This is a genomic window from Tumidithrix elongata BACA0141 (genome assembly GCF_036349135.1).
Lineage (GTDB): Bacteria > Cyanobacteriota > Cyanobacteriia > Pseudanabaenales > Pseudanabaenaceae > Tumidithrix > Tumidithrix elongata.
In genome coordinates, this window is the sequence record NZ_JAZBJZ010000166.1 from 1 (window position 1) to 8,225 (window position 8,225).

Here is an 8,225-nt window from a genome sequence, read left to right on the forward strand (position 1 = left end):
CTCAACGCTGATGCCTTTTCTAATGCTCTCAATCTTTTGTCCTGTACTTAGGATTGGTACAGTTGAAGAAGTCGTTCAGAAGCATTAGAGTGGTGTGTCATGCTGCTCAAAATTATCTTACCTACCAAGATTTTGCTGGAAACAGAAGTCAGCAAAGTCGTTGCCGAAGCTGAGAATGGTTCGTTTTGCCTGCTGCCACGCCATGTGGACTTTGTGGCGATACTCGTACCGAGTTTGCTATCGTTTATTCCCGAGGAAGGAAAAGAACAGTTTTGGGCAGTTGATGAAGGAATTTTAATTAAACAAGAAGATACCGTTACAGTTTCGACCCAACACGCGGTTAAGGGAGAGGATCTAGGGATGTTGCGACAAACGATCGCCCAACAATTTCGGGCTTTCAGCGATCGCGAAAAAACAGCGCGATCGGTATTGGCAAAACTCGAAATCAGCACGATTCGACGTTTTATCGAGTTAGGTGAATTTTTATGAAATCCCCTGAATCTTCGCGGCGCAAAGCCCGATCGCCTGCCCATGACTTTACGGAAGCGATCGCCACCAAGGAACAGCGCAAATTACACGCCCGTCAAACCAAACCCTTTGGGGGCGTCTGGTTCGGTCTGGGTTTTGCAGGTTTGGTCGGTTGGTCGGTGGTCGCGCCCACGCTCTTAGGCATGGCGCTAGGCATGTGGATCGATCGCCAGTTTCCCAGTCAGATGTCTTGGACATTGGCACTGATGCTGGGCGGCTTGACGCTGGGTTGCTTGGTGGCTTGGCAGTGGGTTGCCCAAGAGCAAGAGCGCATGGTGCGATCGCAAGCCCCCCTAGACCGCTTAACCGATCCCGATCCCGATATCGAACGTAATTCTGAAACGGAGGTCAAACATGATTAGTTTGTTCTTTTTACCCGTGACGCTAATTTTAGGTGCTGTGCTAGGCACGATTTATTTTGGCGGATTGTGGGTGACGGTGCGAAAACTACCCAAAGCCCGCGCCCCCGTCCTCTTAGCCCTAGGCAGCTTTTTTGGAAGGTTAGGGATTGTGTTGGCGGGATTTTCTCTATTGCTTTTTTGCATCAAAGACTATGCGCCCCTGCATTTAATCGCTTGTTTGGGCATGTTTTTCTGGATTCGCAATCGCACGATTGAGCGACTCCAACCGATCGCACCAAAGCGAGGAGGATAAATGCATATTAGTCCCGATTCAATTGTGTTTTGGCAATGGGGGGATATCACGCTCAATGCGACGTTGGTCTTCACTTGGGCAATTATTTTGTTTTTGGGAATCTGCTCTTGGGCGATTACGCGCAAGCTTTCTAGCGATGTCGAAATCAGCCACTGGCAAAATTTTTTAGAAGTTTTGGTGAGTACGGTTCGAGAACAAATTCGTCAAACCAGCGGCAAAGATCCCGATCGCTATCTTCCCTTTATCGGAACCCTGTTTATTTTCATTGCCACGTCGAATTTGCTGGCGATCGTGCCTTTCTATCATCCACCCACGGGATCGCTTTCTACCACAGCGGCTCTAGCCATTTGCGTGTTTTTTGCCGTCCCTGTTTTCGGGATTCGCCAACAGGGGCTGGGGAATTACCTGCGCCAATACCTGAAACCCAGTCCGATCATGCTGCCGTTTCACATCATTAGCGAACTCTCTCGCACCCTAGCCCTAGCCGTTCGCCTATTCGGGAACGTCATGAGCGAAGGCATGATTGCTGCCCTATTACTGGCGATCGCACCTTTTTTCTTTCCTGCGATCATGCAGCTTCTGGGCCTAATCACTGGGATCATCCAGGCATATATCTTTGCGATTTTGGCATTGGTGTACATTGGCTCGGCAAGTCATGGGGATTAATTCTCAGACAGAGGGGAGACTGTAAGGCATTACTTCTTTTTCTACAAAATCCAAAATCTAAAACGGTTAGACTCAAATAAGGACGGGCATTATGACGCATCTTGATAGTAGCAATCCCATTTTTATGGCTGTTTGGATTGTGGGAACGATTTCGATTTTAACGGCGGGGTTGACCATTGCCATCGGCTCGATCGCACCTGCTCTCGGTGAAGGAAAAGCGATCGCCCAAGCCCTGAACGCGATCGCCCAGCAACCCGACGAAGCCAACACGATTACGCGCACGTTGTTTGTGGGGCTGGCATTTATCGAATCGGTGGCGATTTACTGTTTTGTGATCTCGCTGATCTTGATTTTTGCGAATCCCTTTTGGAATTATGTGATTTCTGCCGTTACGAAAGTCGGGGGGTAACAAGCGTGGAAATTAACTGGGTTACCTTTGCGGCGCAAATCGTCAACTTTTTTGTTTTGGTATTTGTGCTGCAACGCTTACTTTACAAGCCGATCGTCAAGGCGATGGAACGTCGCGAACAAACAATTCGCGATCGCTTAAATTCCGCCGAGCAGCAGCAGCAGGAGGCACAACAGGAGGTCGCCCATTACCAACAAATGCAAGCAGACCTAGCGGCACGACAAGCGGAATTACTCACCCAAGCACAGGCGGAAGTCGAACAAACCCGCCAGAGGTTGTTACAGGAAGTGCGTGATGCGGCGGCAGTAGCGCGATCGCAGTGGCAGGCAAGCCTGCGCCGACAGAAAGAAGCCTTTTTGCAAGAGGTGCGCCATCGCACCATGCAGCAGCTACAGATGAGCGTACAGTTGGTACTCAAGGATTTGGCAGAAGTCACGTTAGAGGCACAGATCGCCAAGATATTCCTACAACGCTTGCAAAATCTTGCCGATCGCGATCGCACTGCCTTAGTGACTGCCTTAACTCAAACCGAGCAGCAGAGTGGCATTGCCCTCACCCTAGTGAGCGCTTTTGAATTACCCGAGTCAATTCGCACTGCGATCGCGCAGGTCTTACAGAATTACTTGAATGCAGCGAATCTAGGAGACTTACATTTGGACTGCGAAACCCAACCCGATTTAATTTGCGGCATCGAACTACGCGGTAGGGGCTACAAACTGACTTGGAGTATTGAAGCCTATCTCGATGCGATCGCAGAGAATTTAGCTTCTGTTCTCGGTGAAGAGATTGGCGAAGAAATAGGCGAAGAAATCGGTGAAGAAATAGGCGAGGGAATTAATGCAGAAGGAGTAGAGCCAGCCCATGGATAATCTTTTGCAAACCATTTTCAACGAGACCCTCTCTCTTTACGATCGCGTACTCAGCACCCATCCCCCCGACCTGCGATCGCAGGAAATCGGCATCGTGCAGTCGATCGGACAGGGCATTGCCAAAGTGACGGGTCTGCCCCATGTGGAATCGGAAGAAATCGTTCGCTTTGCAGGGGGCACTCTGGGCATGGTGTTTAACCTCGATCCCGAGGAAGTGGGTATTATCCTGCTCGATGCCAGCGATCGCCTCAGGGCAGGCTTTGAAGTGCGGCGCACAGGCAAGGTTTTAGAAGTTCCCGTGGGCGATACGATTCTCGGACGGGTGATCGATCCCCTCGGTCGTCCCCTCGATGGCAAAGGCGCGATCCGTACTTCCCAGCGTCGTCCCGCCGAACGCAATGCCCCCGCAATTATGGATCGCGCTCCTGTGAATGTGCCTCTGCAAACGGGAATCAAGGCGATCGATGCCCTCATTCCCATCGGTCGCGGACAGCGGGAATTGATTTTGGGCGATCGCCAAACGGGTAAAAGTGCCCTCGCGATCGATACGATCGTCAATCAAAAAGACAAAAATGTTCTCTGCATATATTGCGCGATCGGGCAGCGCAGCACCGCCGTTGCCAAACTAATTGCAGATTTGGAAGAATACGGCGCGATGGACTATACCACCGTCGTTATGGCAGGGGGTGAAGAACCGCCCGGATTGCAGTTCGTCGCTCCCTATGCCGCAACGACCATGGCAGAATATTTTATGGAACAGGGGCGCGATGTTCTGATTATTTACGACGACCTCACTACCCATGCCCGTGCCTATCGCGAACTCTCGCTGTTGTTGCGCCGTCCCCCTGGTCGTGAAGCCTTCCCTGGGGATATTTTCTACATTCATTCCCGCTTGCTAGAACGATCTACGCACCTTCATCCCGATCTCGGTGGTGGTTCGCTCACTGCCCTGCCGATCTTGGAAACTGAAGCCCAAAACATGGCTGCCTATATTCCCACCAACCTAATTTCGATTACGGACGGACAGATCTACCTGTCGCCGGGACTGTTTCAAAAAGGGGTATTGCCCGCGATCGATGTGGGCAAATCTGTTTCCCGCGTCGGGGGTAAAACCCAGCTACCCGCCTATCGTTCTGTCGCAGGGGCGTTGCGCCTCTCCTATTCGCAATTTGAAGAACTCGAAGCTTTCTCTCGCTTTGGTACGCGCCTAGAAGAATCGACCCGCCTCGCCCTAGAACGGGGGCGGCGCGTGCGCGAAGTACTCAAACAACCGCAGTACAAACCCATGCCCGTCGCTACCCAAATCGCCATCCTGCTTGCCGTTACCGAAGGGTTGCTCGATGCCATTCCCATCGGTCAAATTGGCGCATGTGAAACTGCGATCGCCCAAGTAGTCGCAGCCCAATTACCCGATCTCTGCGATCGGATCGAACGGGGTGAAGCTTTGAGTGCAAGCGATCGCGCATCTCTGTTGCGGGTTGCCCGCGATCGCCTCAGTAATTCAAACAATAATTCAGAAACAGGAGGAACCCCATGACCTCCATTCAATCGCTGCAACGCCAAATCCATACGGCGACCGACCTGCGATCGGTCGTCAAAATGATGAAGGTGCTGGCGGCAGTCAATATCCATCAATACGAGCAAGCGGTAGCATCCCTGAGTGAATACAGCCAAACCATCGAAAAGGGACTGTATGTCGTTCTCAAAACAATGCATCCACAAGGATTCATCCAAGCGAATGGCATACACGAGCCTCTCAAAAGTACGCCTTTCGCACTGACTCAATTTTCGGGCAAACGCTGCGGTGCGATCGTCTTTGGCTCAGAACAGGGAATGTGCGGACAATTTAACGAACAGATTGCCCGTTACGCGATCGCGGAAATTCAACATGCAGAGATCGCAGCCGATCGCCTGTCTGTGTTTACCGTCGGCACAAGAATTATCCCTCCCTTAGAAACTGCGGGTTTTGCGATCGCCCAAACCTTTGAGATGCCCAGTTCTCTGGCAGGGATTACGCCGATGGTACAGGAAATGTTGATTCAAATCGAAACTTGGCGCGATCGCGATCGGATCGATCGCATCCTGCTTTTTTACAATCGCCTCCATGCCAGTACCTTTAGCGAACCCAGCAAGCTACAACTCTTGCCCCTCGATCGGCAATGGTTGCAAACGATCGCACAGCGGACATGGCAATCGCGATCGCTGCCCACGTTTACTATGGCCAGCGATCGACTATTCGCTTCGCTATTGCGACAATATTTCTTTATTTCCCTCTATCGCGCCTTTGTTGAGTCCCTCGCCAGCGAAAATGCCAGTCGCCTCGCCTCCATGCAAATCGCCGAAAAGAATATTGAAGAACGCATTGCAGAATTTACGATCGCCTATCAGCAAGAACGTCAAACTGCCATCACTGCGGAGCTTTTAGAGATCGTGACCGCTTATTGATTTCAAGGTTTTAAAGATGCCCCTTAAAGATGAATTTTATGCTGCCCCCGCTTGCTCTATGTAATGCTGCATCAGGGCAATGAGCGCCCGCACCACAGAATCTCGCTCGTTGGCATTGACCGCAATTATAGGTGGCTGAGATTGCGGATTGACAAAGCCCAAAGCAATAGCAATATTTTCGCTAGTCCAAGCTCCCTCACAATCCATGTGGGTTAGTCCAATAATGAGAGGGATTTTCACCCGACGGTTCATAAAAGTTAGAATTCTTCGAGCATAACGGAACTCGCTGGGTCTGTTGGCAGCAACCAATAGAATGTAAGCATGGGCTTTTTTGATTAAAATATCCCACATAAAGTCAAACCTCGTTTGACCAGGCGTTCCATATAGATGTAATGCCATATTTGGACCAAAACTCAATCGTCCGAAATCCATGGCAACAGTCGTTTTCTTTTTGAGCAAGGCTGTCTCATCAGTAGCCACGCGATCGGTATCGACAACATCAATTTCGCTTGCAGAGCGAATAAAAGTAGACTTGCCAGCTCCTACAGTGCCTGTCACCACTAGGCGCATAATTTCAATTGACATTTTATTCTGTGAAACACTAGGGGAGTTTTTCTGTAGATCTCGATCTCCAAAACCCGTTCTCGATTGAACATCTAACATGGTATTTTCCCTGTTACTTGCAATTACAACGGTTGAGAGACAAAATGCACGTAAGAATTTATTGGGGGTGGGAGCTTACGCTCCCACTACGATCGCTTTAAACAGCTTCTCAGCTTAAGCTAGAGCAAGCTTTAACTCACTTGTAACTCGCTTAATTTCTAGCATGAGGAGTCCTTGCTTTGCTGCTTGACCAGCTAGAACTAGCAGTACTGCTTCGGGACCACAACTTGTGAGAATGCCATAGCCACTATCTCCTTCAACAAAAAGGCGATCGATACTTCCTCTAGAAAGTTCAGCACCAATTCGTTCGCCGAGGGAAAGCATCGCCGCTGACATCGCTGCTACTCTCTCTTCATCCATTGCAGCAGGTAGGGTTGATGCCAAGCTCAAGCCGTCAGGAGAAACTAAAGCTGCTCCTTGAACTTCACTCGTGCCGCTAACAAAATTTTGCAGAATTCCTTCCAACTTCCCAGAATTAATTGCCATATTCTTTTCCTTTCGTTTCCTTACTTGTTTGTGATTTCTTTTGATTTCGAGCGTATAGATAGACAGATTTAGAACAATGTAAGCTCAAATACATCGTGACTGCCACCGCGCAAGACTGACTCGATTTGTTTTCCACGATAGCGTTTGCCGAGGGCAGCTTCGATAGCTCCCCAAATTGCTCCCAAGGTAAACGTACATTCCATCTTGGAACCTATGGGTTCGTTAGCAGAGCAAACTGTTTCAGAGGTGTAGACCTTCAAGGCGTCACCATCGGCAACAATCTTGTCAATAGCACAGAGCCTCGTTCCATTTTTCCCAACAGCATCATCGAGGGCTTTGGTAAGAGTATCGAGACTATCGACATTGCCTTGTCCTTTTAAGCCTAGTGACGCTACGAGATCTTTGCCACGTTGACGACCTGCTGCGGTTAAAGCGATCGCCGCTGCTTTATCGCCTAATGTTTCAGAAACACCAGTTACCAGAGCTTTGAAACAAACTACGCTGTTGAATTCACCGAGTTCTTTACGAGTGTATAGTTCCGTCATAACAATTTTTGTCCTTTCTATAATTTTCTAGTTGACATCCTGTTGATATTGCAGACATCATCAACAGTTCCCCCAATGCTCCTGAAACATTGGCTACAAGGCAATTTAAACAATCAAGGCTGTTCAATTTACCGAGCTCTTTATGAACGAATGTTTCTACCTTAAGGATCTATTTAGACCTTATTTTGTAGAAATCCGAGCAAATTTTTAATAAAAGAGTTGCTTACAACTTCTCTTCCAGCAGTCTCGTTAACCTCAGGTGTCTCTTCGATGGGCTCGGGTAAAGACTGCTCGGGTTCGTTGGCATTCGTAGCTGACAAGCATCCGGGGTCTTCCTCCGCTAAACCAACCACAATCAAACGGAATGCAATCTGCTGAACTTTCTCGATCGGAAGCTGCAATTTTGCGGCAATTGATCGTAATGTTAGAGTGCCATTGGCAAATTCCCATATCTGCCATTCCTGAGGATCCAAACGCAACTGAGGTTTGCCTGAAATTGTCGCAAATATTGAGGAATCGGGCGCAGGCAACTTCTCATTAAGGCTGGTCCAATTGCGCAAACCTCTCAATCCCATCAGCGTTGCTTCGGTGGCGGGCAGACTTAGCCCCGTCATTTCTGCTTTTGGCGTTTGAATGGTTGGGTCAAAGCGAAACTGTCCATCGGTGAGATGAAATACCGTGCAGACCTGTTTGACCACTTGCGAGTTAAAGAGAATTTTTAGATGCTCAGTTTGCAAAATTCCTTGGGATTTTAAGTGAATTCCTAAAGGCATATCGAGAGAGCAGGAGGTGTACTCCTTGGCAGGACTCAAGTTTTTGAGCCACCCTCGCTGTTCGAGCATGGTTGATAGTCCTAGAGAATCTAGGCGATCGGCTGTGGCTACAACGCGCCCCTGATGGATCCAAACATAAGGGCACCTCTAAAAATCAGTCAGAGACGAAAAACGAAAATAAAAAGAG

12 protein-coding genes are annotated in these 8,225 nt (G+C 49.2%); 8 read left to right on the plus strand and 4 right to left on the minus strand.

The genetic code is table 11. The features are described from left to right. The first annotated feature begins 99 nt into the window (after positions 1-99). From V2H45_RS23765 to V2H45_RS23800, 8 genes are all read left to right on the plus strand, one after another. Positions 100-489, plus strand: coding sequence for a F0F1 ATP synthase subunit epsilon (locus tag V2H45_RS23765; RefSeq protein ID WP_330486177.1), 390 nt, complete (start codon positions 100-102; stop codon positions 487-489). Further along, positions 486-890, plus strand: coding sequence for an AtpZ/AtpI family protein (locus V2H45_RS23770; RefSeq protein WP_330486178.1), 405 nt, complete (start codon positions 486-488; stop codon positions 888-890). Before V2H45_RS23765 ends, V2H45_RS23770 begins: the two co-directional genes overlap by 4 nt. After that, entirely contained in the window at positions 883-1,182 is a 300-nt protein-coding gene (locus V2H45_RS23775; protein WP_330486179.1) for an ATP synthase subunit I, read from the plus strand. Before V2H45_RS23770 ends, V2H45_RS23775 begins: the two co-directional genes overlap by 8 nt. Further along, entirely contained in the window at positions 1,183-1,848 is a 666-nt protein-coding gene (locus V2H45_RS23780; protein ID WP_330486180.1) for a F0F1 ATP synthase subunit A, read from the plus strand. A 91-nt stretch (positions 1,849-1,939) separates the two neighbouring features. Further along, on the plus strand, positions 1,940-2,257 hold the full coding sequence (locus tag V2H45_RS23785; protein ID WP_330486181.1) for a F0F1 ATP synthase subunit C: 318 nt from the start codon (positions 1,940-1,942) through the stop codon (positions 2,255-2,257). Between the two features lie 5 nt (positions 2,258-2,262). Continuing rightward, positions 2,263-3,126, plus strand: a complete 864-nt coding sequence (locus V2H45_RS23790; protein ID WP_330486182.1) for a F0F1 ATP synthase subunit B family protein — start codon at positions 2,263-2,265, stop codon at positions 3,124-3,126. After that, positions 3,119-4,663 carry an alternate F1F0 ATPase, F1 subunit alpha gene (locus V2H45_RS23795; RefSeq protein ID WP_330486183.1) on the plus strand — a complete coding sequence of 515 codons (1,545 nt, stop codon included), beginning with the start codon at positions 3,119-3,121 and terminating at the stop codon, positions 4,661-4,663. Before V2H45_RS23790 ends, V2H45_RS23795 begins: the two co-directional genes overlap by 8 nt. Beyond that, positions 4,660-5,571: a F0F1 ATP synthase subunit gamma gene (locus V2H45_RS23800; RefSeq protein WP_330486184.1), complete on the plus strand. Its 912-nt coding sequence runs from the start codon at positions 4,660-4,662 to the stop codon at positions 5,569-5,571. Before V2H45_RS23795 ends, V2H45_RS23800 begins: the two co-directional genes overlap by 4 nt. Positions 5,572-5,607: 36 nt before the next feature. Here V2H45_RS23800 and V2H45_RS23805 read toward each other — a convergent pair whose 3' ends face one another. The 4 genes from V2H45_RS23805 to V2H45_RS23820 all read right to left on the minus strand — a co-directional run bounded on the left by V2H45_RS23805 (position 5,608) and on the right by V2H45_RS23820 (position 8,167). Next, positions 5,608-6,150: a GTP-binding protein gene (locus V2H45_RS23805; RefSeq protein WP_408648893.1), complete on the minus strand. Its 543-nt coding sequence runs from the start codon at positions 6,148-6,150 to the stop codon at positions 5,608-5,610. A gap of 198 nt (positions 6,151-6,348) precedes the next feature. Further along, positions 6,349-6,720, minus strand: a complete 372-nt coding sequence (locus V2H45_RS23810) for a roadblock/LC7 domain-containing protein (protein ID WP_330486186.1) — start codon at positions 6,718-6,720, stop codon at positions 6,349-6,351. Positions 6,721-6,788: 68 nt separating this feature from the next. Continuing rightward, entirely contained in the window at positions 6,789-7,265 is a 477-nt protein-coding gene (locus tag V2H45_RS23815; RefSeq protein WP_330486187.1) for a hypothetical protein, read from the minus strand. 173 nt (positions 7,266-7,438) lie between these two features. Beyond that, positions 7,439-8,167, minus strand: coding sequence for a DUF4388 domain-containing protein (locus V2H45_RS23820; RefSeq protein WP_330486188.1), 729 nt, complete (start codon positions 8,165-8,167; stop codon positions 7,439-7,441). Positions 8,168-8,225 lie beyond the last annotated feature (58 nt).

Bases quoted from the DNA above. Each gene is read 5' to 3' on its own strand.
- V2H45_RS23775 (WP_330486179.1), top strand. From the start codon at position 883: ATGATTAGTTTGTTCTTTTTACCCGTGACGCTAATTTTAGGTGCTGTG.
- V2H45_RS23785 (WP_330486181.1), top strand. From the start codon at position 1,940: ATGACGCATCTTGATAGTAGCAATCCCATTTTTATGGCTGTTTGGATT.
- V2H45_RS23765 (WP_330486177.1), top strand. From the start codon at position 100: ATGCTGCTCAAAATTATCTTACCTACCAAGATTTTGCTGGAAACAGAA.
- V2H45_RS23815 (WP_330486187.1), bottom strand. From the start codon at position 7,265: ATGACGGAACTATACACTCGTAAAGAACTCGGTGAATTCAACAGCGTA.
- V2H45_RS23770 (WP_330486178.1), top strand. From the start codon at position 486: ATGAAATCCCCTGAATCTTCGCGGCGCAAAGCCCGATCGCCTGCCCAT.
- V2H45_RS23780 (WP_330486180.1), top strand. From the start codon at position 1,183: ATGCATATTAGTCCCGATTCAATTGTGTTTTGGCAATGGGGGGATATC.
- V2H45_RS23800 (WP_330486184.1), top strand. From the start codon at position 4,660: ATGACCTCCATTCAATCGCTGCAACGCCAAATCCATACGGCGACCGAC.
- V2H45_RS23810 (WP_330486186.1), bottom strand. From the start codon at position 6,720: ATGGCAATTAATTCTGGGAAGTTGGAAGGAATTCTGCAAAATTTTGTT.
- V2H45_RS23795 (WP_330486183.1), top strand. From the start codon at position 3,119: ATGGATAATCTTTTGCAAACCATTTTCAACGAGACCCTCTCTCTTTAC.